Origin of the sequence: Oceanobacillus neutriphilus, assembly GCF_014645515.1 — a bacterium.
GTDB lineage: Bacteria > Bacillota > Bacilli > Bacillales > Amphibacillaceae > Oceanobacillus > Oceanobacillus neutriphilus.
The window spans coordinates 172,214-197,607 of sequence record NZ_BMLW01000004.1; the positions used below are offsets into that span (position 1 = coordinate 172,214).

General features: G+C 38.8%; 22 protein-coding genes. 4 read left to right on the forward strand and 18 right to left on the reverse strand.

Going from position 1 to position 25,394, the window contains the following annotated elements:
* Positions 1-715: 715 nt before the first annotated feature.
* Positions 716-985 (forward strand): hypothetical protein, encoded by a 270-nt coding sequence (locus IEX29_RS26625; protein WP_229720138.1) that lies wholly within the window; start codon positions 716-718, stop codon positions 983-985.
* A gap of 30 nt (positions 986-1,015) precedes the next feature.
* Here IEX29_RS26625 and IEX29_RS08130 read toward each other — a convergent pair whose 3' ends face one another.
* From IEX29_RS08130 to IEX29_RS08170, 9 genes are all read right to left on the reverse strand, one after another.
* Positions 1,016-2,263, reverse strand: a complete 1,248-nt coding sequence (locus tag IEX29_RS08130) for an oligosaccharide MFS transporter (protein ID WP_188733966.1) — start codon at positions 2,261-2,263, stop codon at positions 1,016-1,018.
* A gap of 64 nt (positions 2,264-2,327) precedes the next feature.
* Positions 2,328-3,752 carry a glycoside hydrolase family 32 protein gene (locus IEX29_RS08135; RefSeq protein ID WP_188733967.1) on the reverse strand — a complete coding sequence of 475 codons (1,425 nt, stop codon included), beginning with the start codon at positions 3,750-3,752 and terminating at the stop codon, positions 2,328-2,330.
* Between the two features lie 201 nt (positions 3,753-3,953).
* Positions 3,954-4,805, reverse strand: a complete 852-nt coding sequence (locus IEX29_RS08140; RefSeq protein WP_188733968.1) for an ROK family protein — start codon at positions 4,803-4,805, stop codon at positions 3,954-3,956.
* A 117-nt stretch (positions 4,806-4,922) separates the two neighbouring features.
* A complete protein-coding gene (locus IEX29_RS08145) occupies positions 4,923-5,912 on the reverse strand; it encodes a LacI family DNA-binding transcriptional regulator (RefSeq protein ID WP_188733969.1) in 990 nt (329 codons plus the stop codon).
* A 315-nt stretch (positions 5,913-6,227) separates the two neighbouring features.
* A complete protein-coding gene (locus tag IEX29_RS27220) occupies positions 6,228-6,398 on the reverse strand; it encodes a type II toxin-antitoxin system RelE family toxin (RefSeq protein WP_188733970.1) in 171 nt (56 codons plus the stop codon).
* 165 nt (positions 6,399-6,563) lie between these two features.
* On the reverse strand, positions 6,564-6,707 hold the full coding sequence (locus IEX29_RS08155) for a hypothetical protein (protein WP_188733971.1): 144 nt from the start codon (positions 6,705-6,707) through the stop codon (positions 6,564-6,566).
* Between the two features lie 207 nt (positions 6,708-6,914).
* Entirely contained in the window at positions 6,915-7,271 is a 357-nt protein-coding gene (locus IEX29_RS08160) for a YxeA family protein (protein ID WP_188733972.1), read from the reverse strand.
* Position 7,272: 1 nt separating this feature from the next.
* A complete protein-coding gene (locus IEX29_RS08165; RefSeq protein ID WP_188733973.1) occupies positions 7,273-9,132 on the reverse strand; it encodes an FtsX-like permease family protein in 1,860 nt (619 codons plus the stop codon).
* Complete coding sequence (locus IEX29_RS08170; protein WP_188733974.1) at positions 9,119-9,886, reverse strand: ABC transporter ATP-binding protein; 768 nt, start codon at positions 9,884-9,886, stop codon at positions 9,119-9,121. The genes IEX29_RS08165 and IEX29_RS08170 overlap by 14 nt, the downstream gene beginning before the upstream one ends.
* 265 nt (positions 9,887-10,151) lie before the next feature.
* Here IEX29_RS08170 and IEX29_RS08175 point away from each other — a divergent pair, with 265 nt between their 5' ends.
* Together IEX29_RS08175 and IEX29_RS08180 are read left to right on the forward strand one after the other, a co-directional pair.
* Positions 10,152-10,862, forward strand: coding sequence for a response regulator transcription factor (locus tag IEX29_RS08175; RefSeq protein WP_188733975.1), 711 nt, complete (start codon positions 10,152-10,154; stop codon positions 10,860-10,862).
* A 67-nt stretch (positions 10,863-10,929) separates the two neighbouring features.
* Positions 10,930-12,303: a sensor histidine kinase gene (locus IEX29_RS08180; RefSeq protein WP_188733976.1), complete on the forward strand. Its 1,374-nt coding sequence runs from the start codon at positions 10,930-10,932 to the stop codon at positions 12,301-12,303.
* Between the two features lie 98 nt (positions 12,304-12,401).
* On the opposite strand, the gene IEX29_RS08185 is transcribed toward IEX29_RS08180, so the two are convergent.
* The 5 genes from IEX29_RS08185 to IEX29_RS08205 all read right to left on the reverse strand — a co-directional run bounded on the left by IEX29_RS08185 (position 12,402) and on the right by IEX29_RS08205 (position 18,667).
* Entirely contained in the window at positions 12,402-13,946 is a 1,545-nt protein-coding gene (locus tag IEX29_RS08185) for a solute symporter family protein (protein ID WP_188733977.1), read from the reverse strand.
* Positions 13,943-14,290, reverse strand: coding sequence for a DUF485 domain-containing protein (locus IEX29_RS08190; RefSeq protein ID WP_373290655.1), 348 nt, complete (start codon positions 14,288-14,290; stop codon positions 13,943-13,945). Before IEX29_RS08190 ends, IEX29_RS08185 begins: the two co-directional genes overlap by 4 nt.
* A 326-nt stretch (positions 14,291-14,616) precedes the next feature.
* Complete coding sequence (locus IEX29_RS08195) at positions 14,617-15,372, reverse strand: LytR/AlgR family response regulator transcription factor (RefSeq protein WP_308423630.1); 756 nt, start codon at positions 15,370-15,372, stop codon at positions 14,617-14,619.
* Between the two features lie 14 nt (positions 15,373-15,386).
* A complete protein-coding gene (locus IEX29_RS08200; RefSeq protein WP_188734131.1) occupies positions 15,387-17,126 on the reverse strand; it encodes a LytS/YhcK type 5TM receptor domain-containing protein in 1,740 nt (579 codons plus the stop codon).
* Positions 17,126-18,667 carry a solute symporter family protein gene (locus IEX29_RS08205; protein WP_229720150.1) on the reverse strand — a complete coding sequence of 514 codons (1,542 nt, stop codon included), beginning with the start codon at positions 18,665-18,667 and terminating at the stop codon, positions 17,126-17,128. Before IEX29_RS08205 ends, IEX29_RS08200 begins: the two co-directional genes overlap by 1 nt.
* Before the next feature lie 319 nt (positions 18,668-18,986).
* Between IEX29_RS08205 and IEX29_RS08210 the strand changes: the two genes are divergently transcribed.
* The gene (locus IEX29_RS08210) at positions 18,987-19,874 is read left to right on the forward strand and encodes a fructose bisphosphate aldolase (RefSeq protein WP_188733979.1); all 888 of its coding nucleotides are present in this window, start codon (positions 18,987-18,989) and stop codon (positions 19,872-19,874) included.
* A 99-nt stretch (positions 19,875-19,973) separates the two neighbouring features.
* On the opposite strand, the gene IEX29_RS08215 is transcribed toward IEX29_RS08210, so the two are convergent.
* The 4 genes from IEX29_RS08215 to IEX29_RS08230 form a co-directional block, all read right to left on the reverse strand.
* Entirely contained in the window at positions 19,974-20,333 is a 360-nt protein-coding gene (locus IEX29_RS08215; protein ID WP_373290659.1) for an amidohydrolase family protein, read from the reverse strand.
* A gap of 93 nt (positions 20,334-20,426) precedes the next feature.
* Positions 20,427-22,421, reverse strand: a complete 1,995-nt coding sequence (locus tag IEX29_RS08220; RefSeq protein ID WP_188733981.1) for a methyl-accepting chemotaxis protein — start codon at positions 22,419-22,421, stop codon at positions 20,427-20,429.
* Between the two features lie 243 nt (positions 22,422-22,664).
* The gene (locus IEX29_RS08225) at positions 22,665-24,104 is read right to left on the reverse strand and encodes a YfcC family protein (RefSeq protein WP_188733982.1); all 1,440 of its coding nucleotides are present in this window, start codon (positions 24,102-24,104) and stop codon (positions 22,665-22,667) included.
* 102 nt (positions 24,105-24,206) lie between these two features.
* Positions 24,207-25,358, reverse strand: coding sequence for a M20 family metallopeptidase (locus IEX29_RS08230; RefSeq protein WP_188733983.1), 1,152 nt, complete (start codon positions 25,356-25,358; stop codon positions 24,207-24,209).
* Positions 25,359-25,394 lie beyond the last annotated feature (36 nt).

The following is a 25,394-nucleotide window of genomic DNA, read 5'->3' on the forward strand; positions in this document are numbered from 1 at the left end:
CCTTCATAATATATGCTGCTCACCTTAATTCATAACGTTATAATGTATTGTTTTATAAAAAAAGTTCTTCAAGGAGAACAGCATATATAAATGATTTCTATTTGATTTTGAAAACCCTTCCAATATAGTTAAATTCGCCTTTTATTTGTAAACTCCTTCTTTTTCAATAAAAATTTTTTCATCCAGCTCCATCTGGATATGATTCCTTTTATACACTGTGGAAGCCTGACTGAGCGCAGACCAACCACGTAGACTCCTAAGTGGTTCGCAGGCTAAACCCGTGACTCCTGGGGTTGCGATTACTCACCCCATCGAAAAGCGTTGTCACAACGCCTGCACTTGCACGTCCTGGGACTGGGACTACGGTTACTCGTCCCACCGAAGAGCTTTTGCGATTACTCGCCCCATCGAAAACATTTGTGCATCGCAGGGCGAGCTGAAGATCCACTTGAAAAGCGGTTTTCTTTTCAAGTTAGCTGAAGCCGTCCCCATGGAAAGCGGAGTGGTTGGTCGGAGCGGCGCTGTACACAATCTGCATTTCAATAAAAAGGAGACAAAATGCAAGCAGGATAATGGAGAACATGCTTATCCTGGTATGATAAGTTATAGATGTTTATTCCCAGGTGCTAAGGTTGAGTAATATTCTAAACAATTTAAAAATTTTTTACATATCCCTTAAACTTAAGCATAAATATGTTATGCTACTTACATAGTTATGACTAAGCCAATCGCAAAGGACGTGAATGTTTTGCTATTAAAAAGCAATTATAGATACGTTGATATCATTTCAATGATTCTTACAATCATTCTTGCACAGCCAATTGGTAAAGGTTTTTTAGGCCTTTACATAGACTTAGATAATATTATTTTTTCTATGTTAGCTGCCATTCTTTTTGTTATCGTGCTGTATTATTTAATCTACTTTATCATTTCTTTCATAAGAATCTTTATCTTAAAAAATTGGTTAAAAAATAAAAAGCAATGAACCGCCTAAACAGTTCATTGCCTGATTCAGTTATTTTTTTGCCATCGCAAATTCATGTTCATCTAATTTTTGCTCTTTATTATTGTTATTCAATGCAAATACCGAGAAGATAACAAATAATACTACAATCGCACCCAGGATATAAAATGTTGTCTCATAGCTGGTCTGATCATAAATCCAGCCGACTAATGCCGAAAAGACAATAACACCGAGTTCACTTGATACCTTAAATCCGATTAGATAAACGGTTGCAGAAAGCCGCACATCAAAGTTCGCAGCAATATATTTAAACACTGCAATCAATAAAATCGGTAACTCTACTGCGTGCAGCATCTTCATAAATGAAATGCCAAATCCGCCAGTTACTGTTGCTGAACCGATAATACGGAATGCCATGATACTTCCTGCCAGTACAAGAGAACGCTTAATTCCGACTTTGTTGACGATAAATGGAGCTAAGAATAAGAAAATGGCTTCCACGAATACTTGTACAGAGTTAAGAATTCCATAGACTGTATTCCCATCTGTACCGCCGCCGGAGAACAGGCTAACAAAGTATACCGGGAAGAGCTGCTGGTCATACACTGTATAAATACATACTGTTCCAAACAGATATATAATTAAGAACCAGAATACCTTATTTGAAAATAAAAAGCGGATATCCTTCATAGATATATTGGAAACACTTTTTTCCTCTGTTTTGGAAACTTCCACTTTAAAAAATACATTAATTAAAAGGAAGATAACCCCTGTTCCTGATGCAATCCAGAAATTAATATGCGGGTTTATACTCATTAATGCTCCAGCACCAATGGCTGAAACAGCGTAGCCTAAGGATCCCCACATACGCGCTTTCCCAAATTCAAAATCGTATTTACGGCTAAGTTTTTCTGTAAAGGATTCCAAAAATCCTGCTCCAGCAATAAAACCTGCTCCTAAATAGATAGCACCCACTGCTGCACCAACATAAAAATTATTTAAAAGTAACGGTTCATATACATAAATAACAAATGGCGCGATAAATACCAGTACCACACTCTGTAACCAGACCAGGTTCTTCTTCGTGCCTAACTTATCCTGCATATATCCATAAAGAATCATAAAGAATAAAGAAAAGAATGAGTTGAACGAATAAATTGTCCCTACCTGTGCACCAGTCAATCCAAGACTGTTATTCAGCCAAATTGCATAAAAAGACCACCAGATAGACCACGTAATAAAGAAGAAAAAGAGATAACCGGATGAAAACCAATACTTGCTATTCTTTAAAAAATCCATTTCGATAAGATCCTTTCTTTATATACCGGGGGAGGAGCAGTCTTGCTCCTCTGCCCAGCCATTATTATTTCCAAATAGAATCCAGGCTTGTACATGTTATATTTTCTATTTGCAATGCTTCATCTACTGTAAATATTTCCATCTGCCCTACTGTTCCTTCTGGATAAATCAGATTTGTAGATACACTTAATCCATTATTTAAGAATACCTCCACGGACGATCTGTCAATAATCACTTTCAGTTCCTGAATATCCAGGCCATGTAAGCTGCCTTTTATTTTTTCCGGGAAATCCTCTGAAAAGTCAATTAATCCTTCTGTACGGTAGAACGTATATGTGTCTTCCGCTTTATTCACTTCTAAACTGAATACTTCATCTTGATCTGTAACAAATTTCACGCCCCATTCCATGCTGGCTGACGCTTTTGAAATCTGTAAATCTACTTGTCCGGTGTCGCTAATTTCATAGCTTTTTGCCGTATCATTCTGGATGTCTATATTCTGATAAGATTTCTCTTCTTTATTGTTATCTGTGATAATCGGTTCTTGCTTTAAGAAAAGATCTCCACCTATTTTATTTAAAGACATCTTCCGTACCAGACTCATTGCACTGCGCCAAGGAGATACAGGAACAACCCCTGCATACTGCCAATTATTCATCCAGCCAATCCAGTATGTGTCTTCTGTATTATCCCAGCTGACTGCTGCGTAAAAATCTTTCCCTGTATCTGCCCATTTTAAGGCATCCTCCGGTTTTTCATTCGGATGAAATTCTTTTCCATCAAAGCTTCCTGTAAAGTAATAAACGGCTGAACCGCCATTAGGGCCATCGGCATTAATACTTACAATAAGAACCCATTCCTTTTTAGAGCTGTTCTCTACTGGTAAATAAAGCAGGTCCGGACATTCCCAAACTCCGATATGAGAAGGGTATTCTTTTCCAAATGATGACAAATATGTCCAATCAATTAAATTAGGTGAACCATAAAACTGAATATGGTCTCCACATGCTAATACCATTATCCATTGCTTACTGTCTTCATGCCAGGAAACCTTTGGATCACGAAAATCCTTTATTTTTGTATTTGGAATAACCGGGTTCCCTTCATACTTTATCCATGTTCTTCCTTTATCTTCGCTGTAGGCGATACTTTGCTGCTGGCTCTTGCCATCATGTGTAAATATTGCAACTAATCCGCCGGAAACGTTTTCAAACAAGCCGCTTGTATTATCTTTATCTACTACCGCTGATCCCGAGAATATTGTTCCTAATTCATCTGGAGCTAACGCAATCCCATGTTCTTCCCAATGATACAGGTCTGTGCTTGTTGCATGTCCCCAGTGCATATCTGCATGATCACTAGCATGCGGGTTTCGTTGATAAAATAAATGATACTCTCCCTCATAATAAACAAGGCCGTTCGGGTCATTAATCCAGTTTTCCTTTGGTGTGAAATGAAGCTGCGGACGATGTTTTTCTTGATATAGCATTGAAATCTTCCTCTCTTAAAATTATTCTATATTTATGAAAACCATTGAAAACGGTATCAGTAATTTCTACGTACTATCATCTTATATTTTTATCAATATGTCAACCGGTTGACATAAATTTTTATAAATTATTTTTTAGCCTGATAAAAAAGAGATGAATCAGGCGGCAGCTTCTGCCTTTGATTCATCTCTGCTTAAAAATTATTCTTTTACCGCTAAAGCTATACAGCCTTTGACACCTTGCTCATCATTTAATCCTGGAGCAACAATCAATTCATCTACATTGTCTACTTCCATGTAACCATTCAACAATTCCATAAATTTCTCCCGGATCATCGGGTAGAGCTTTTCCTGCTTCATTACTCCTCCTCCTAGAATGATTTTTTCTGGAGAAAGTATAACAAAATAGTCCATTATTGCCTGGGCAAGATAATATGCTTCTAACTCCCATACATGATCCTGATCAGCCAAGTCTGCTCCCTTTTGGCCATAACGGGCTTCAATTGCCGGTCCTGCAGCTAACCCTTCTAAGCAGGAGCCATGACTTGGACATGCTCCTTCAAAAGCATCTTCCGGATGTTTTTTTAATAAAACATGTCCCATCTCTGAATGGTTTTTTCCCTGAAACGGTTTTCCGTTCTGAACAAGTCCAGCTCCAATACCTGTCCCTACTGTTATGTAAAGGCAGCTGGACACATCTTTTCCAATACCATATTCATATTCTCCCATACAAGAAGCAACCACATCGGTATTAATTGCTACCGGTACATTAAAACGTTTTTCAAGCTCTGCTACAAGCGGATAATAACGCCAGGGAATCTTTGGAGTATTTTCAATTGCACCATAATTTTCACTGCCTGTACGCAAATTGATTGGCCCAAAAGCTCCTACTCCTAATTTTTCTATCGTGTGATTTGAAAAGAATTCTTCCACTTTTGCCAATGTCTCTTCAGGTGTTGTTGTCGGAAAAGCAGTCTGGTCTAAAATCGTTCCATCCGCATTACCTACTGCACATACAAACTTTGTTCCACCTGCTTCAATTGCTCCTATCATCTTTGATATCACTCCTTACGTCTAGTATCATTCGATTATTATAGCAGATTTCCTTAATAAGGTGCTATTCTATCTTTTTTTAAATTCACCTTATATAGATGGATAACCAATAATTCTTCAAGTTACCAGCCCTGTTGTTTCCCCTCTCCAAATTGTGACCGGGAATGTTTTTTCTTTTTCCGCTTGCGGATCCCCGTCTATTTCCTGAATTAATGTATCCACAGCATTTTCTGCAATCTGATATGTCGGCTGGATAATAGTCGTCAGATCAGGGTAAAGGGAACGCATTAGAGCTGTTCCATCATAACCAATAATTTTTAAATCCTCCGGTACACGGTATCCTGACCTCTTCGCATATTGCATTGTACGAACAGCCAGCAAATCGTCACTTGCAAAAATACCATCTACATCCGGATGGTCCTCGAACAGCTGCTTTATAATATCAATATTACTTTCTAAATAAGCAACATCGGGAACATGATAGGTTTCCGGCGCTCTGCCAGACTCCTGCATCACTTTTTCATATGCGTATTGTCTGTTATTTGCCGGTGTTTCCAAACTGGCGTCCCCGTTAATGTGAATAATTTTTTTGCATCCAGCTTCTATCAGCTCTCTGCTCGCCATTTCTCCGCCTTGAAAGTTGTCTGAGCTGACAACATGAATATTCTCCGATAAATAATGGTCAATTGCCACTGCAGGAAATTGCTGCTTCTTATCCACTAATCCGCGATTATAAGTGACTACGATCACCCCATCTACCTGGTTGCGGCGCAACATTTCCCAATATTTCTTCTCTTTATCTGCTTCATGAAGACTATTGCAAAGCAGAACTTTATAGCCTCTTTCATCACAAATATTCTCAATATGGGCAACTAATTCTCCAAAAAAAGGATTGCTGGTGGAAGGAACAATCACACCGATTAAATAACTGCGCTTATTATACAAAGAACGCGCAAGGTCATTAGGGACATAATTAATTTCCTTCATTGCTGCAAATACTTTTTCTTTCGTTTTGCTGCTGATATACCCTCTGTCATTCAATACACGGGAAACCGTTGTCGGGGAAACTCCAGCTACCTTCGCGACATCCTGGATTTTAGGTTTCATATAAAATCTTCTCCTTTAAACCCACTTTCATTATCTATTGTTAAGCATAAAGGCTTTCTTAAATTACGTAAAGAACGATTTTGATAATATTAGAAGAATTGCTATTGAAGGATTTGAAAAGCTTTTACACTAATGTTATCTTTTAAAGCAGAAAAAATAACTCTATCCTGCGAACAATATTGGTAACCAACACAAAGGGGGTATTGCAAATGAAGGGAACAAGAGTTGAGAAAGGGGCAGGTTATATCCTTTTTCACCAAAAATGATATACCATATTTTTAAACAATGAATTAATTAAAACAGAAAATAAAGAGGCTATTTTTTATAAACTTGACCTCTATTATCAACTTTTAATACATTTATCACAAGCTTCTGATCGATGATATCAAAAATCATTCTAAAATCACCGACTCTTTTTCTATAAGCACTGTCTCCTTTTAATTTCTTAACATCTTTTAACCTATAGGGATTCTCTGACAGTTCCAATATAGTATAGCATTTCTTAGTCTTTTCTTGGAGACTCTATCCTGTTTATCAATAAATTTCTTAGCTTGTTTAGAAAAAATAATACTGTACATTATTTTTCCATCTCCCCAAACACTTCATCGAAAGAATATGATTCACCATTTTCAATTTCTTTTCGGGCGATATTCAATTCTTTTTTTCTTCATCACTCATGGTTTCTTTGCCGACCATTTTTTCAAATATCTCAGTGGCCTTTGGCAAGTCTTCTTTTGGGAGGTCATTAATTAACTTGTGTAACATTTCGCGATTATGGTCAAAATTATGATTCATTCGTATCACCTCATGTATTTTTATTTTATCATATCTTCCTATGCTATTCCATGTCGATAACTGTCATAATAGAGTTTAGTTCGAAACTGCTATTTATAAATTGCGGCTTTGATTATTCAGCCTACCAAATGCACCACTATAATTTTGTAATATGTAAAGCGAAAAAGTATTATAATTTCATTGGAAATTATAATACTTTTTCATTATTTACAGCGCTTCTTTCACAGCAGCTGGCAAGTCCTCTTCTTTCACTTCATCATACGAAGAAACTTCATCATCCTTATTCACATAGAGCATGAGATATGCTCCCTGACGCAATTCCTTTTGTGCAGAGAATTTAACTTGAATTTCTTCTCCGGCCTCTGTATAAGCAGGCAGCTCATACCAATAAGTGCTCACTACTTCTCCTGTGTCCAGTTTATCTTCCTCTGTGTTCGCTGGTTCGCCAACCTGTACATAAACATTATCTTTTCCTGCTCTGTTAAAGTCTACTGTCATCAAAACAACCACAGCAGCCACGAATAAGACTACTACACCAATCACCAAAGCTACTATTTTCTTCATTTTAACCCTCCTGTGTGACAGTCTGAGTAATTGTTTTATTAAATCCCCGGACTGTAATCACGTAGTATAAAATATAAATCATTGTGTAAGCCGCCATCCAAATAATAACCGGCTCCCACAGGTTCATTTGCAATAGATTAGAAAATGCCATTAAAGCAACCGTTCCGTGCATCAACCCTAATATAAGCGGCGCCAGGAAAATGAGACCAACCTGATAACGGACTGTTTTTTTCATTTCTTTTTTGGATACACCAATTTTATATAAAACAGCATACTTATCTTTATCTTCTTCTGCTTCTGTCATCATTTTAAAGAAGATGATACTGCCTGTAGCCACCAAGAACACTAATCCCAAAAAGCTGCCGACAAATAACATAGCTCCTGAGGCTTCAATAGAATCCTGATAACTTTGAACGGCACTGGAAAATTCCTTTGTTTTTGCTTCCAGCTCTTTTGAAAGATCTAAATGATTCTTATAATCAGCTATTTGTACGGCCTGGTAAGCAGTATTTTCTCCTTCCAGCTCTTGATATGATACATTATCCATAACTAGCACCGGCCCTGGCAAGGTAAGCTGATTGAATAATGGTTCCTCATAAAACGCATCTACTGTTTTTACATCATCACCTATTTCAACCGTTTCTGCTTTGTCTTCCCATCGTTCATCATAGTAGGGATCCGTCATAATTACTTCATCTTTTGTTAAATCGACATTTTCTACATCCCAGCCGAGCGCTTCTGCCAATTTCATAAATGTTTTTTCGTCAATGACATAATAAGACTGGTCATATGATTCTCCTGGTACGGTAACATCCTTCGCCTCGAAGCTAACCTCATCCTCTACTATATCCGCATCAATATCCTGTGCTTCTCCTTCCCACATAAACGAGAAAGGGACCATTTCTTCTACACTTTTTTCTGTATTATAGTACGTTCCAAATATCGCTCCACCAGCTGTAAGGGTTGTCGCACTCAGCGTTGCAATAATGGTTAATGTTTTTGCATTCCCGCGAATCCGGTAAAGGAGCTGGGAGGAAGTCATCAGATTAAGTCCTCTCCAAGACCACTTTTTACTCTTTTTCAATAGGTTTAAAACATAAACAAGCACACTGCTAAATAAAAGATAGGAACCTAAAATCGTTAAGCCAATAATCACAAGCGGCATTGCCAAGCCTAGAATCCGCCAAGCTGGAGAGCTTATTAAATCCTGAAGCGCCAGCCAATAAGCTCCAGCTAAAGCAAGTACGCCAATTAACGCAGAAATGGTGCGTGCTTTCGGCTGCGCTTCTCCTTGTTTCTCAGCATGGAATAAATCAATCAGTTTAAATCTATAAATAACCCGATACCCCAGCAAAGAGGTAACTAAGAAAATAACGAAGAAAACAACCACGGTCTCAATAACTGCCTGCATCGAAAACGCAAAACCGACAGAAAGAGATAATCCCATTAACTTTAATAAAAGGGACAATAGAGCCTGAGACAACAAGAATCCTAATCCCACACCCACAACTAAAGCAACCAGCCCAATTACAATATTCTCAAAGAATAATAAAAAGCCGATAGACCGTTTGCGTACGCCAAGCAAAGAATAGAGAGCAACTTCTTTCTTCCTTTTTTTCATAAAAAAGGAATTAGAGTACAGAATAAAAATTGCTACAAAAATCATCAGTACAAAGGCCGAGGCACTCATCACTGCCTGCATTTGTTTCGATGTTTCTGCTAACCCGCTGATATCATCACTATGCTTTAACATCGCAAAGGTAAAATAAATAATAATTGAGAAAACCGTGGAGCCGACATACAGTCCATAGCTCTTCATATTTCTGCGAATATTTTTTAATGCTAACTCAAACAAGGTCATTCCCGTCACCGCCTACTTCTGCCAATTCATCTAGTATCATCTGGAAAAATTCCTTCCTTGTACATGTACCGCGGATAAGCTCCTGCGACAGACCTCCATCTTTTATAAACAGGATACGTCTGCAAAAGCTTGCTGCATAAGCATCATGTGTTACCATCATAATCGTTGTTTCATGCTCTTTATTCAGGCCGCTTAAGCTTTCTAATAAATCAGTAGCTGATTTAGAATCTAATGCTCCTGTCGGTTCATCAGCAAAAATAAGCTTTGGATTCGATACAAGTGCCCTGCAGGAAGCAGTACGCTGCTTTTGACCGCCAGAAATCTGGTATGGGTACTTATCTAATAAATCCTCTATTCCAAACGTTTTGGAAATAGTGTTTACCTTTTCTTCAATTTCCTTCGCCGGCTTTTTAGCAATAGCCAGCGGCAGAAGAATATTTTCGCGCACTGTTAAAGAATCTAATAAATTATAATCCTGAAAAATAAATCCTAAGTGATCCCGGCGAAAATCTGCCAACTTATCTTCTTTCATCTTGGCGATATTGTCTTCCTCCACATAAATATCACCTTTTGTTGGAGTATCAATCGTTGCCAACACATTAAGAAGCGTCGATTTCCCTGCACCAGATGGTCCCATTACCCCGACAAATTCACCGTGATCGATTGTAAAGGAGATATCCTTCAGCGCTTGGAATGTATTTGCGCCTTTCCCATATATTTTTTCAACATCATTTACTTTTAATAAATGTTCCATTATTTTTGCACTCCTTATATATCTTGTAAACTTTCTATACCTTTACTATAGACCCCCATCCTTAAACAGCCATCAATACAACCTTACAAAATGTTTAAATCTCGCTCATAGTTTACAAATTCCTGTTATTATAGAAATAATTCAGCGTTTTAACCAATAATAAAAGAAAGCTTCATTATTTTTTGATGCAGGAATCTTACACCCAATGATATTGCTCTAAATACAAATTTACTTGATATATAAATGATGAAAGGTGTGGACTTTAATGGAAAAACCAAAAATATTAATTGTTGATGATGAACAGGATTTATGTCAATTAATGAAAACAGCTCTTCAAAAAGAGGGGCTGACTGAAATTGCCACAGCTGGGTCTATCAAAGAAGGCTGGCAGCAATTCACTAAATTTGAACCGGATTTGGCAATATTAGATGTAATGCTTCCAGATGGAGAGGGCTATGATTTATGCCGGAAAATCCGTGAAACATCTCGTATTCCTATTCTATTTTTATCCGCTAAATCAGATGAAATAGATAAAATACTCGGACTTGCTATTGGCGGAGATGACTATATTACCAAACCATTCAGCCCAAAAGAGATGGCTTATCGTGTCAAAGCACAGCTGCGCCGGGCAGGGATTTACACAATGGAAGCAGCAAGCTCTCATGCACCGGCCAAGGCAGATAAAAATATTGGTGTCTTTACAATCAACAGTGATGAAACGGAAATAAGCAAGGATGGCGAGGTTCTGGAGCTGACAGCTAAAGAGGTAGGATTAATGGCATGCTTTATGCGCAATCCAAAGCATATTTTAAGTAAGGAAACCTTATTTGAAACCGTATGGGGTGAAGAATTTTACGGAGCAGATAACACATTAATGGTGCATATCCGCAGACTGCGGGAAAAAATTGAAGAAAACCCGTCAGCTCCTGCTTATATTGTTACAGTAAAAGGACTGGGATATCGTTTTAACCCTTAAGATTTTATGCCCTGGTACGGGGATTCATTTTTTACATTTTTGATTTTGAAAAAGGAGCAAATACATCATGAAATGGAAACTGACTATCCGCTATCTTATTTCCATTCTCAGTATTGTCTTTATCGTCAGTATTGTTAATACAGTTATTCTAATCGCGTTATTACTTTCCCAGCATAATGAGGATCCGGAAGATATTATACATGATACAGGGGAAAACTTTACTCGCGCCTTTTATAAAAATTTGTCAATCGAAGACGGTGAACCTGTTGTCTCAGAAGAAGGAAAGGATGCGCTGACCCGCTTTGGAGCCTGGCTGCAGATATTAGATGAAAACGGGAATGTTATCTCAGATGAATACGCACCAGAAAGTGCTGCCACACATTATACACCTGTAGAATTAGTTCATAAATACAAATATATGGATAATGATTTTAACACCTATTTTATCGGAGAATATGAGGGTTACAGCTATATCGTCGGTGTTCCAGAGTCCAAGCAGCAAAGGACAATCATTATGGCTGATCCGCAGCAGGTTTTTACGTATGTTTCCCAGTTTTTAGGCGCAATTGTTATCGTTGACTTAATTATCGCCTTTATTGTCGGATTTCTGTTCAGTACTGTGCTGACTAAGCCGGTCTCGCGAATAATCGAACGTATCAGCGAGCTGAAGGAAAGAAAGTTTCAGCCGAAAAAAATGAAACGGCCAGGAGTGTTCAAACGTGTATTTGCCAACTTAAATGACGTATCTGAAACCCTGCAGGCACACGAGAATGAACGGCAGAAACTGGAGCAAATGCGCAATGAATGGATCAGCAATGTTTCTCATGATATTAAAACACCGCTCGCATCTATCCGCGGTTATGCAGAACTGCTGCGCAATGACGAAATTTCTCCAGAGGAAAGATTGGAGTATGCCGGGGTTATTGAGCGGCAATCACTTTATATGAAAGAGCTGCTCGATGATTTTAACCTGACTATGCGCCTCAGAAATCAGGATATGTCGCTTAACCTTCAGAAGACTCGAGTAGAAGGCTTTGTCAGAAAAATAATTATTGATTTATTGAATGATCCGCAATTTCAAACACATGAAATTGACTTCAGCAGCAATGCACCTGAGTTAACCTGGGAGATAGACCAGCATTTAATGAAAAGAGCCTTATTAAATTTTATTTTAAATGCCCTAATCCATAATGATGACGATGTAAAAGTGACAGTAGAAGTAACAGAAAACGGCATTATTATCCGTGATAATGGAAGAGGTATTAAAAAAGAAGAGCAGGCACAAATTTTTGACCGTTATTATCGGGGGACCAATACCACATCACGAGGCACAGGTCTTGGACTGGCTATCTCCAGAGATATTATTCAGGCGCATGGCGGCAAAGTGGATATGAAGAGTGAGGTTGGGAAAGGCACGATGTTTAAAATTCGGATACTCTAATGGTTTGATTAAAAAATACTGCAATTCCATGTTGTTTCTTGAAAAAAATATACAAAAACGCCTGCATACAAATCTTTGCAGGCGTTTCTTTGCTTTCTCTAGTGACTGACACCACTGCTCTTATACCCTGTATTCGCTTTGACCTTTACTTCTGCATAACGTTTGATATCCTTTTCCTTCGATAAGAGTGTTCCTACATATCCTCCCAGGAATCCAAGCGGAACAGATACAAGTGCCGGATTGGTTAGAGAGAAGATTGGCTCCCCTACAAATAATGCAGCGCCTTCAATTGGAGAGAAAACACTCGGACTAATCGACACAAGAATTAATGCAGATAATAATCCAGTCAGCATCGCTGTTACTGCTCCTGTAGTATTAAATCTTTTCCAATAAACTGTGTAAAGAATAACTGGTAAATTGGCACTTGCCGCAATACAAAAGGCCAGCGACACAAGGAATGCTACGTTTAAATATTGGGCAAATAACGCTAAGACAATGGACAAAACAGACACAGCCAATGATGCGTAACGCGCCGCTTTCACTTGTTCCCTCTCTGTCACATTTCCTTTTTTAATAATTTGGCCATATAAATCATGGGCAAATGCGGAGGCGCCGGAAAGCACAAGCCCTGCCACTACAGCTAAGATCGTTGCAAAAGCAACTGCGGAGATAAAAGCAAACAGGATGTCGCCACCAACAGCCTGCGCAAGTAATGGTGCAGCCATATTGCCGCCCGGATTTGCCGCAATAATAGTATCATGGCCTACAAATGCAGCTGCGCCAAAACCTAAGAATAGTGTCAGGACATAAAATATTCCAATCACCCATGTTGCGACAACTACAGAGCTTCTTGCTGTTTTTGCATCCCGGACAGTGAAAAAGCGCATTAGAATATGCGGTAATCCAGCCGTTCCAAGTACTAAAGCTAACATAAGTGATATAGTTCCGAGTGGTTCTGTATATTGCAGCCCAGGCATTAAATATGCTTCTCCATGAGCTGTAACTGATTTCACGTCTGTAAACATTTGTCCAATATTAAAATTAAACTTTAATAAGACGAGAAATGTCATAATGACCATACCGGCCATCAGAAGAACAGCTTTTACAATTTGTACCCAGCTCGTTGCAATCATTCCGCCAAATAAAACGTAAATCGTCATCATCACACCAACAATTAAAACAGCCATCCAATATTTAATACCAAATAACAGCTGAATCAAGGCTCCCGCTCCTACGAGCTGGGCAATCATATAAAACGTACTGATTGTTATCGTATTCAATGCCGCTGCTCCCCGAACCTTCCGGGCATCAAAACGGGAATTAATCATATCAGCCAGTGTATATTTACCAAGGTTACGCAACGGTTCAGCTACAAGGAACAGAACAACTAAATAGGCAATCAAAAATCCGATACTGTAGAAAAACCCATCAAACCCAAATAGTGCAATGGCACCTGCAATTCCCAGAAAAGATGCTGCTGATAAATAGTCGCCTGCAATTGCCAGGCCATTCTGCATCCCGGTAAGTCCTCCGCCGGCAGTATAAAAATCTCCTGCTGTCTGCGTCCTTTTAGCAGCAAAAAACGTAATAACCAAAGTCAATAAAACAATAGCAAGAAAGAGGATAATAACTGTCGCACTCATTGCCTTTTCCCTCCTTCTTCCATCTCCCTTATAATTTCATCTGCCTGCTTATCAAAGACAGCTGCTTTCTTTACATAGACCGTGCATAAAACCCATGTCATAATAAACTGGGCTAACGCAAACAACCATACCCAGGAAATATCACCGATTACCGGTGTGTTTAAAAATGTTGTATAAGAGGTTAAAATTGGAAGTAAGAAATAAAATATCATGAAAAAGACTGTTAACGGTACAATAAATTTTTTTCGATCGTGCATCAATTTTTTAAAGGATCTGCTTTCTGTTACTTGTACAAAATCTATTTCTTTTGCAGGTTCCTGCTTATATTCTTTTTCTGCACCCATCTGCATCCTCCTCGAAAAATCGGAACGAAAGGTTTTTAGACCGCTATCCTTCCATCAGAAAAACCTTTCATTTCCTAAAAATACGTGTTCAAAAAGCGACTTACCAGCTTCTCTCTTTATGATTCTCCCAGCACTTCTTTTCCCTTTTCTTTAAGAAGCATTAAAGAAATAATTATTTTCTAAAGCCTGGCATTCCTCCTTCAGCCCTTTATTAACCCTTTTGTAAACGCTTTCTAAATTATAAAGGAAGAGGCATACGTACGTATGCGAATTTGTTTCAATGGTTTAAAATTACGTTTAAACGGTTGGAATTTTGTAATCAATGGTTAACTGCCAAACAAATCAAAAAGATGCTTTCGAGCTGTCCGGCTGACTGGTATCGTTGTTTGATTTTTATCCTGTAGTGTGATGTTGCTTGCTCCATTAAACCATGGTGTAATCTCTTGTATGTGATTTAAATTAACAAGATAGCTGCGATGTGTCCTGAAAAAAGCATGACCTTGGAGTTTCTTCTCCAGCTCCTGTAATGACATCCTGCTGTAAATCACCTTCTCCTCGGTATGAATCTCTAACATCCTTTTATGCGGAACAGCATAATAAATTGCATCAGGAGATAAGACAATCGTCCGGTCATCATTGTCGATTAAAAGCTTACTTGATGAAGGGATACTTTGTTTTGATAACTGTGTATCTTTACTCTCCAATTGCTGCATCCGCTTGCGGAGACGATTCATTGCCTTTTGAAATCTCTCTGTATCATATGGCTTCAGCATATAGTCAACTGCTTCTATATCAAACGCTTCGACTGCATAATCATCGTATGCAGTTGTAAAAATAAATAATGGTGTTTCTATATAAACAAGCTCTAATATTTTCTTCGCTGCCTCTACTCCACGCATTCCCGGCATATGCACATCCAAAAAGATAACATCAGGCTCATACTCTTTATACAGCTTTACCAGCTGCTCCCCTGTCTCCGCACTCGGTAAAAGCTTTACATCTTTCTCCTTTTCCAATAAATATATTAATTCTTCACGTGCCAATTGTTCATCTTCAGCAACCATAGTATGGATTTTCATCATAAAAATCCCCCTTTCTAATGTTCACGATATGGAATGGTAAAATATACTTCACTACCGCCTTCAGGTAAATTTCGTACGTGTAAGCGTGCTTCTTTGCCAAGCAGATTAATTAAGCGCTGATTGACATTATATAATCCTGTTCCCCCATGCTGTTTTTCTGCCAGCACCGTCTCACCGGCCTGCAGTAAAATATGATTGGGAAATCCTTGCCCATTATCCCGGACACTTATTTTTATCCGCTCCCCAGCCCGCTCCATTCTCACATCTATTCTTCCTTCCTCAGAAACATATTCTAATCCGTGTCTGACACTATTTTCAACTAAAGGCTGAATCGATGACGGCGGTATTAACAGGTGAGAGATTCCGTCCGGCTGTATAAAATGTATTTGCAGTCTGCTCGTAAATCGGGTCTGGATAATCTCAATATACGCTTTTACATGCTCGGTTTCCTTTTCAAGCGGTACAAGCTGTGTCGACACAAGCTTCAGATTAAATCGCATAAATTGCGCTAATTGAACTGTTATATGCCTTGCTTTTTCAGGATCTTTACGAAATAGTGCAGCAATCATATGCAGTGTATTAAATAGAAAGTGCGGATTAATTTGTGCCTGTAGATTGCTTAGCTCTGCATCACGTGTATGTAGTTCAAGCCGCTCTGCTTTAATCGTTTTTAATTGATTAGCAATCAGTTGACCAAGCCCCTCCGCCAGCATCAATTCTACCGGACGGATATGCTGCGGTTTGCGAAAGTATAATTTAATCAGCCCAATGGTTTGCTGCGCCTCCAAAATCGGAATAATAATTACGGCTTCCAATGGACAATTTTTATGCGTGCATTGGATTTCTGCTTGAGAATAAGCGACCAGTATTTCCTTTGATACTAATGCCTGCCTGGAAATTTGTGTCGTTAACTGATTGCCGATTTTATGATGGTCTCCTCCCAACCCCTTATGGGCCATCACTTCCTTTTCATCTGTCACTGTAACAGCTGCTAATTTCAAACGTGCATAAAGCAAATCAGCGATTCCTTCTGCCTTATTCTGAAACGATTCCTCCTTTAGAAAAGGCAATGCCTCCTCAGCAATAGTTAATGCCTGTCTCGTTGCAAATGCTGCTTCATTTTCCTGTTCTCTGAGAACAATAGCCACCATCGCTGTAAAAATAGCAATAGCAATACTGTTAGACAAGACAACAGGCAATCCGATAACATTAATCAGTTCAATCATTGTTCTGTCTTGCGAATCAAAAATAAGTAATAAATGCATCAATAATATAGGAGGAAATATACCGATAAACAGTGCTTTTATCGGTGATATAACACGCTCCTGTGAAAAAAATCGAGCCGTAAATCCGGCGAGCAGCCCGGTCAGCGGGTTCACAAGACTGTTGGCCACGAAACCAATTCCTCCGAGAAAAAATAAATGTGTACCGGCGATAATTCCGGCTCCTAAACCAACTGCCGGACCGCCCAGCAGCCCGGCAATGACGATAGCCACCAGGCTGGAGCTTACCACCATTTGGTCCTCTTTAACATTCCAGACAAATTCATTCACCACTGTAAAGTCATTCCCGATCACTACTCCGGTTAATGTGCCGGCAATACCGAACAAACCAAATACACACGCATGAATCCCGGCCATTTTAAAGCTGAACTCATTGTAAAGCAGCGACCTGAATCCAGGGCTTCGCGTCAGAACAAATGCAATAACTAATAATAGACCTAAACGTTCGAATAAAACGACTGTCAAATTCATCACGATTGATCTCTCCTTAAATCAATCCCTGTTTGCGCACGAAAATAGAATGATGAAAATGGAATTGTACTTTCTTTTTCCCGCGACAGTTTCGTTCCCAGATATGCCCCTAAAAATCCGGCAGGAATCGCAATGATCCCTGGATTATAGAGCGGAATGAAAGGCTTGACAGCAATCCAACCGCCATCAGGATTCATGATATGCGGTCCCAAAAGTAAAAGCAGCAGGGACACTGTTAAGCCTGAGATCATCCCGGCAATTGCTCCAGTCTGGTTAAAGCGCCGCCAATAGATGGTAAATAAAAGCACAGGCAAATTACTGGATGCCGCCACAATAAATGTTAAGGAAACAAGAAAGGTTACATTCATATGCCGTAATCCAAGGGCAAGCAAAGTAGATAGAAGGCCGATAAAAAATGCCGTCCAGCGTGCTGCGCGTACACGCTGCTTTTCCGAGGTTTTCCCTTTTTTAATAATATGATAATAAATATCGTGGGAAAAAGCAGTCGTTGCTGAGATAACCAACCCAGCTACAACAGCAACAATGGTCGTAAATGCTATTGCCGCGATAAATGCCATTAAAAAGTCCCCGCCGAGGCTCTCTGCCAGTAATGGTGCAGCTAAATTCCCAAACGGGTCCAGCATAACCAGTTCTTCAAATCCCACCAAAGCTACTGCACCTAACCCTAAAATGAGAGCAATTAAATAAAACGCACCAATAATCCAGCTCGCTGTTAAAAGTGACCTTCGTACTTCCACCGTATTCCGCACTGTAAAAAGCCGGATTAAAATATGTGGAAGCCCGGCAGTACCCAGTATTAATGCAAGATGAAGAGAAAGCGTTTCCAAAGGATTATTAAACAAATGCCCCGGCAATGAGAATTGATCTCCTAAGGGCGATCCGATTGTAACCTGTTCTATAAGACTTGGAATACTCCAGTTAAACCGCGACAATACGATAAGAGCCAGCAAAAATGTACCGGATAAAAGCAGTACTGTTTTAATAATTTGTACCCATGAGGTTGCAAACATCCCTCCAAAAACAACATAAATCGTCATCAGTAATCCTATAATTAACACAGAAGCAGAATAATTTATATCAAGCAATAACCTGATTAACAACCCTGCAGCAACTAATTGCGGGATCATATAAAAAACGGAGATAATTAAAGCTCCAACAGCCATTATTCCCCGCATTTTATAGCTTGGAAAACGTGCACAAATAACATCTCCTAAAGAATACTTTCCTAAACGATGCACCGGTTCAGCAATAAAAAATAACACAATTAAATAAGAAACTAAAAATCCAATTGCATACAAAAAACCATCAAAGCCATTAATAGCAATGGTGCCGACAATACCCAGGAAGGAAGCTGCACTGATATAATCCCCCGCAATGGCCATCCCATTTTGAGTACCTGTTAAGCTGCCGGCAGCAATATAAAACTGATTCGTCGTTTTACTTTGTCTCGCTGCCCAATAAGTAATAATCAGGGTACACACGACAATACAGAGAAAAAAGAGCAGATAGGTAATATTCATAGATTCACCTTCCATGTTCAAGGTATATGATATTTTAGAAGAGCAGCATTCCATTACCAGGATTATCAAGATATTTTCAAATATGTAAAAATTATTTAAATTCCATCTTTTAATTACTATAAATTGTATATTACAAGAAGTTAGAAGTAAAGATAAGCTTATCTCAATAACTCAACTTTCGCACCTGAGAAAAGAAAATATCTTTCCTTCACGCAGAATACTATAATCCAGCATAATTTAGTGCTACAATAAGAGATGTAGGTTACTTCAAACTGTTTTTAAAGCCGATATCGGCTCAACCAAAAAAGGAGTGAAAGTGATGCAGCAAAACCAATTAGAAAAAATGAAAAATGACAAAGGATTTATCGCAGCACTGGATCAAAGTGGAGGAAGTACACCAAAGGCCTTAGCTGCCTATGGAATCCCGGAGGATACTTATCAGGGTGAAGAAGAAATGTTTGATTTAGTCCACGAAATGCGGACAAGAATTATTACATCGCCTTCCTTTAATTCCGATCAGATTATTGGTGCCATTCTTTTTGAACAAACCATGGATCGTGAAATCGAAGGCAAATATACAGCTGATTATCTCGCTGAAGAAAAAGGCATCGTTCCATTCCTGAAAGTGGACAAAGGACTCGCAGAAGAAGCAGACGGCGTTCAGCTGATGAAGCCGATTGATAATTTACAAGAAACATTAGACCGCGCAAATGAGCGTCACATTTTCGGTACAAAAATGCGCTCTGTGATCAAAGAAGACAACCGTGAAGGCATCAAAAAGGTAGTCGACCAGCAATTTGAAATTGGAAAGCAGATTATTGAAGCAGGGCTGGTTCCTATTATCGAGCCTGAAGTAGACATTAACAGTCCTTCTAAAGAAGATTGTGAAGATATTTTGAAAGCAGAAATCTTGGAGCATTTAAACCAGCTCAATTCCGATCAGCTGGTTATGCTGAAATTAACTATTCCAACGAAGAATAATCTATATAGAGAATTAATTGATCATCCAAATGTCGTCCGTGTTGTTGCATTATCCGGAGGGTATTCCACTAATGATGCAAATGCGAAGCTGAAAGACAATAAAGGACTTATCGCCAGCTTCTCCAGAGCATTAAGTCAGGACTTAAATGCAAATCAATCTCAGGAAGAATTTGATACAGCTCTGAAAAAAGCTGTTGATTCTATCTATGAAGCTTCTATTTCGTAAATAGAACTTGTAAAAAATGAATAGAGCCGCCCTGCTTTGACATACCAAAGCAGGGCGGCTCTATTTTATATTATTTGGGTTATATTTTTAACAAACTGCCTATTTCCTCAAAATTTCCTCCTGTCTATATTGTTTACCGCCTTTAATAATGGAATGAATATCTTTCGTATGTTTAATATCCTCGATGGGATTGCTATTTAATAATAGTAAGTCTGCTATTTTTCCTTCATTAATAGAACCAACATCCTCTAAATGGATCGACCTGGCTGCTTTTATTGTGGCGGCTTGAAGAGCTTCTGACTCTGTTAGTCCAATCTCGACAAGTATCTCAAGTTCTCTGTGTAACCCCATCCCTGGAAAAGTATAAAATCCGCCTGGTGTATCTGTACCGGCCACAACCGTTCCGCCTAAATCAAAATAGGTTTTTGCGATATCTTTTATAAAGTTATTTTGTCGGATAGAAAGAAAATGAAATCATTCCCCTCTCTATCCGATTAAAAATAAAAAGTTTATACAGACTGCCAATCAACATTTAACTGTATGTGTAAATTATTAACGATCAGACAGCTTGAAATTCTCCACCAGCTGCTGTAAATCTTCTGCAACCCTTGTCAGACCCAAAGCTGCGTTTGCAATCTCTTCCATGGAAGCAAGCTGCTGCTGTGTAGATGCAGAAACATTTTCTGTTTCCTGCGACACAGTCTCTCCAATGGACCCAACCTCTTCAAATGTATTTGTAAAATGTTTTGTTGTACTTGCGATTTCTTGAATTCCAGTATTAACCTGCATGATTTGATTCGTTATGGAATCTACAAAGCCCGTTATATTCGTGAACGATTTATCTGCATTATTGGCGATGCTGATTCCTTTTTCTACTTCATCTGTTGCAGCTTTCATGGCATTCACCGTATTCGTTGTTTCATTTTGAATTGCTTTAATCATGTCTTTTATCTGTTCCGCAGAATCAGAAGATTTCTCTGCTAATTTCCGGACTTCATCTGCCACAACAGCAAAGCCTTTCCCATGCTCTCCTGCTCTCGCTGCCTCTATCGTCGCGTTTAAGGCAAGTAAATTCGTCTGCTCGGATATATCGGTGATAACGTCAATAATATTACTTATCTGAGCGGACTGGTTACCAAGCCCTTGAATACTATTAGACAGTTCATACGTATTTTTCTTGATGTATTCCATTTGATCAATAGTGGTACTTAACGCCGTATTTCCCTCTTTTACTGCTATCATGGCATCTGTTGCCGTATCTGAAACCTGGTTGGAACTGGATTCAATATTATAGATAGACTCCGTCATTTCCTGTGCCAGCTTTGAACTGTGTGTAATGCTCGTATTAAGGCTATTCATTCCTTCAGCAGCTTCCTGCATGGAGGCAGAAATTTGTTCTGTAGCAGATGTGTTCTGGTCCGTGCTTGCATTTAGTTCCTCTGCAGAAGAAGCTAAATGATTCGATTTATCTCTAACCTGCTGAATGATGCCATTTAAATTCTCACGCATTTTATTAAATGAAAGCGCTAAAGTCCCTATTTCATCTTTTCGATCTAAATTCACACTGACACTTAAGTCTCCCTGACTCATTGTATTACTTGCATCAGCTAAGTGATTAATAGGTTTAGAAATAGAACGAATGATAAATACAATTAATACCGCACCTAAAATAAGAGCAATAATAATAACAAATACAGTCGTATTTAAAATGGGACTGACATTTTCAGCTATCTCACTATCAAACATTGTCCCCGCAATTTTCCATCCTGTTATCTCACTGGTATCAAATGCCAATTGCTTTTGATCACCTTCGAAGCTGTAATTGAATTGTCCTGTTTCTGATTCATATAATTTATCAAAAAAATCTTCAGCTGCTTCTGTTCCAGCTTCCATATCAGGATGACTAATATATTTATGATCTCCATCCAATAAGAATAAGTAGCCATTTTTACCGATAGTGACTGAATTGATAATATCCGTAAGACTCCCAAGTTCCAGGTTCACTGCAACAACGCCGTTATTATCTGCGGCAGCTTTTGCAATGGTAACCACCACTTGATTCGAAGAGGCAGAAACATAAGGATCTGTTACAATAATTTCTCCTTTTTGTTCCATCGCCTGCTGATACCATGGTCTTTCTCTTGGGTCATAATCAGGAGGATTTTTAAAGGATGTAGGATAATTCATAAATTCTCCTGATTCTGTTCCTACATAGGTTTGCTCAAAAGCAACATCCTTGGCATTTTGTATGTCCCCTAAAATTTCACTTGTTGCCGCGTCATTATTATTTTTAATATCAGTTGTTGAAATTGCTGTTGATAAATATTCAATGTTATCCATCTGATCATTCATAAATTGATCAATTGTCTGCCGCATAATTTCTACATTTTTTTGAGTAGAATCCAGCATACTGTCTTCTATATTCGATTTTGCACTTTGATAGGAAATAGTCCCGATAGCTATGCTGGGCACTAATAATATGATTAAAAATGATACAATTAGCCTATTTCTTAAACTTAATGATTTTGTTTTTTCATTCTGTCCCAATCGTGTATCCTCCTAGTATGTATATAAATAGTCATAAACTTTATATCGGTCAAAAGTATCATCATTTTAAGAGGATATCACAAAGTAAAAATAATCAAATAAATGCTATAATTAAAAAATATTGAGTTAATCTTTTGTGGAAGCTTCATTAATTGAATGAGAGGTAATCTCATGCTTTTCTCCCTCCAAACAAAAAAATTCCTTCCTGATTACAGAAAGGAATTTTTTTGTTTGGTATTTCAGTTAAACTGTCCAGATAAACAGATGCACAATCGTAAGAATAATTGCTCCGGCAATATAAAACAGAAGGATTAATGGAATAACCCAGCGGAACCACGTTGTCCAGGGAATTTTTGCAATTGCTAACGAAGCCATTAAAACCCCGGATGTTGGTGTAATCGCATTGGATATTCCATCCCCCAATTGGAAGGCCATTACTGCAGTCTGTCTATTCACCCCTGTAAGATCAGACAAAGGTGTCATGATTGGCATGGTTAAAGCAGCCTGTCCACTTCCAGATGGTACTAAAAAGTTAAGAAGACTCTGGAATACGTACATTCCAATTGCGGAAAAAGCAGTTGGAAGCTGGCTTACCAGACTGGATGCAGCAAACAGAATCGTGTCAATCGTATTGCTTTCCTCTAAAACAACAAGAATTCCATATGCAAAGCCGACAACTAATGCCCCGACAATCAGGTCCTTACAGCCGGCAATAAAGGCATTCGCAATTTCATTCACACGAAGCCTTCCGACAAATCCGGCGATAACACCCATAATTAAGAAGAGAGAAGCTATCTCCATAATAAACCATTTAAAATAAATGACTCCAATTGCCAGAATAATAATTGTAACTGCTAATAATCCAATAATAATGCCTTGTCTGGCAGTAAGCTTCGTATATTCCCCGCTTAACGAATCATCAAAGTTTCTTTCTTTATCTATTTTATACATTAAGCTTTTTTCCGGGTTTTTCTTTACCTTTTTCGCATAAATCATAACAAAAGCAATACTTAATGCGACAAAGATAAACCACATCACTAAGCGGACAGCCATTCCAGAAAAGGTTGGAAGCTCAGCAATTCCCTGTGCTACTCCAATCGTAAATGGATTCATAAACGATGCTGTAAATCCTGCACCAGAGCCCATAATAACCATAGCCGCCCCTGTCAGAGAATCAAAACCTAATTTCATTGCTAAAGGAACCAGAATCATAATAAATGGAATCGTCTCCTCCGACATTCCAAACGTTCCTCCACCCAGAGCAAACAATGTCATGATAACCGGAATCAAATAAATTTCTTTATCCGCCATTTTCATCGATAAATTGGCAAGTCCTGTTTCAATCGCTTTTGTTGCATTTAAAATTCCAAAAGCACCACCAACAATAAATATAAAGAAGATAATATCTGCGCTTTGTGTCATCCCTTTATGAACCGTTTCAAAAATTTCAAAGAATCCGGTCGGGCTGCCTTCCACTTCATGGTATGTATCATTAATGACAACGGTTCTTTCCTGATCACCAACGATTTTCGTTTCCCGGTCATATTCTCCTGCCGGAATAAAATATGTCAATATTGCTGTAATAATAATCAGGCCAAACATAAGCGCAAAAACATGTGGAAATTCCCATTTCTTCTTCGGCTTCTGCGTGTTTCCTTCTGCTGTATTTGCACTACCGCTCATGGCAGCATCTCCTCTCTAATTTCAGATAAAAAAACAGGCAGTTTACTACTTTTATAAAAAAATAAACTACCTGTTACAATGAAATATCATCCCATTCTATACTTACCGATTTTCAAATTCCTCTTTAATCGCATGTAGTAAATCTTTGTTGAGTATAATGTCATATCCTGTATGTGCCAGAGATAGAACTGCATCATGAATTGCCGCTTCTCCATCTGGCGTTATTGTTTTTTCTGCAAATTCCGTTGTATGGAAAACAAGTCCCGGTTCATTCAAACCCGCATATGGATGAATAGATGGAACGACCTGACTGACATTCCCCATATCTGCTGATCCTGTTGCCGGAACAGCTGGATAGACAGGGTTGGCGCTATATGCCTTCATATGCTTTGTGAATGTATCTGATAAAGCCTGGTTCGTAATCATATTATCGTAGCTCAGTTCATAATTTGAAACCTCTACAGAAGCTCCTGTCATCAGGCAGGCTCCTTCCGCAATATTTCTTACTTTTGCACCAAGCTCATCCACCAGTTTCCGCTCATCAGCACGAATGTAAAATTGCGCTGTGGCTTCTGCCGGCACAATTCCCGCTGCTTCTCCGCCTTTTGTAATAATCCCATGAATTCTCACATCATCCGGTACATGTTCCCGGAGTGCATTTATTCCATTAAATAATTGAATCACAGCGTCCAAGGCATTAATTCCTTTTTCTGGAGAAGCTGCTGCGTGTGCTGCTTTACCAGTAAAATCGAATTGAAGGGCATCCATTGCCAGCATGGGACCACTTTCCGAAGATACATCTGCGCCATGCACCATCATAGCCACATCAATATCATCAAAGGTTCCCTGCTCGCTCATCGGTACTTTTGCGCCGCTCGTTTCTTCTGCAGGTGTACCTAAGACAACTACCTTCCCGCCAATTTCATCTACATGCTGGCGCAGAATTACCCCGGCTCCAACAGCAAAGGTAGCAATTAAGTTATGCCCGCAGCCATGTCCAATTCCAGGCAGTGCATCATACTCTGCCAAATAAGCAATCGTCGGTCCCGGCTTACTGCTTGTATACTCTGCGCGAAAAGCAGTCGGGCGGTCAACAATACCTGTTTCTACTTCAAAATCATAGGATTTTAAATATTTAACCAGTAACTTCATGGATTCAAATTCCTGATCTCCCAATTCTGGATTTTCATATAATTGATTACTGATTTGAATCAGCTCATCCTGAATAGCTTCATAGTTTTTTTCTAATGACATTTACTGATAAACCTCCTAATACTAATATTTCATTCT